At 59.2% G+C, this 1,492-nt stretch carries 1 protein-coding gene; it reads left to right on the top strand.

The window, feature by feature from the left end:
- A partial coding sequence (locus D5398_RS25250) for an Ig-like domain-containing protein (RefSeq protein ID WP_244216849.1) occupies window positions 1-1,492 on the top strand: 1,492 nt, incomplete at both ends.

Raw genomic sequence — 1,492 nt, 5'->3', positions numbered from 1 at the left:
TCGACAGCAGCGGCGGCCTTATTCCCACCCCGGCCGAACCCGGCGTGGCACGCATTGATTTTGCCACCGATGACCAGGGCCTGCACCAGGGCGACATCGGCCAGTTTGGCTACACTGACGACCTGACTCCGACGCTCGGAGGTGTTCAGGAGGTGTATACGGCCGGCCTTGAGATCACCATTTATTGCAATACTAAAGCCATCGGCACGGCCATTGTCGGTAATGACGGCCACTGGTCCTTTACCCCTGACGTGCCGTTTGAGCCGAACCATGAGTATATCTTCAATACGGTAGTCGCAGACTCTGCGACCGGCAACTTTCTGATTTCGCTGCCTTACACCCTCTACACCACCGAACACAACGGCGATTTACCGGCCAGCGTCACACTTGACAACGTGATTGACAGCATTCCCGGCCACAACGGCGTCACCGGTCTTCTCCATCACGGAGATGTGACCAACGACAACGCCCCGGAGCTGTCCGGCCGCGCCAACGCCGGCGCCCGCGTCAATATCTACGATAACGGTGAGCTGGTGGGTCACACGACGGCGAACGGTCAGGGCGTCTGGAGTTATACCCCTGCCGCGCTGAGTGACGGCGTGCATTATCTGAGCGCCTCGGTGTTCACCTCTGCCGGAGAAAGCCACCGTTCAGCCTCCTTTGGTATCACCGTGGACACGCATACAGAAACGCCGGTTATCACAGAAGTGTATGACAATGCAGGCACCCACACCGGTCCGGTGGCGTTGGGGGGTAAAACCGATGACAGCCAGCCGCTGGTCTCAGGGACCGCGGAAGCAGGCAGCGTGGTAACCGTGAAGGTATACTCAACTCTGTATAATAAAACATGGACGTTGGGCAGCGCGGTGGCCGATGAACACGGTCACTGGAGCTATCAGCTGCACGATAAGCAGAGTATCACCAACAAGCTGGGCGACTGGACGTTCACGGCCCAGTCGGTGGACGTGGCGGGCAACCAAAGCAGCGTGAGCTCAGGATATATCGTCGAAGCGGTAGCCAGTAATGCTGATGAGAATGCCTTACCGGCTATCACCGGTATCACCGATGATGTGGGCCTGCATCAGGGCACTATCGTCGACGGCGGTAAAACGGATGACAAAAAGCCGGGCCTGCACGGCACCGGCGAACCGTACAGCACGGTGGTCATCACCATGTACGGGCCGGTCACCCATAAGACGCACAATATCGCGACGGTGGAAGTGGGTCGGGACGGCACCTGGAGCTATCAGTTCACCGGGGGGCAGAAGCTGCAGAAGGGGGACAACGTCTTCCACATTACTTCTCAGGATGCTGACGGGCATACGGTCAGCGGTCACAGCTATACCGTGGACCTGGTGGGCTCGAATCAGGACGTTGACCGTCCGGATGCGCCGACCATCAACACGTACCACGACAACGCGGGCAGCGCGAGCGGCGACTTCAAAAGCGGGACGACGACGGATGACAGCACGCCGACGCTCACCGGCCATGC

Source organism: Rahnella bruchi (genome assembly GCF_003614975.1).
Classification (GTDB): domain Bacteria; phylum Pseudomonadota; class Gammaproteobacteria; order Enterobacterales; family Enterobacteriaceae; genus Rahnella; species Rahnella bruchi.
The sequence above is the reverse complement of the archived record's forward strand: the minus strand, read 5'-3'. Positions and strand labels throughout refer to the sequence as shown.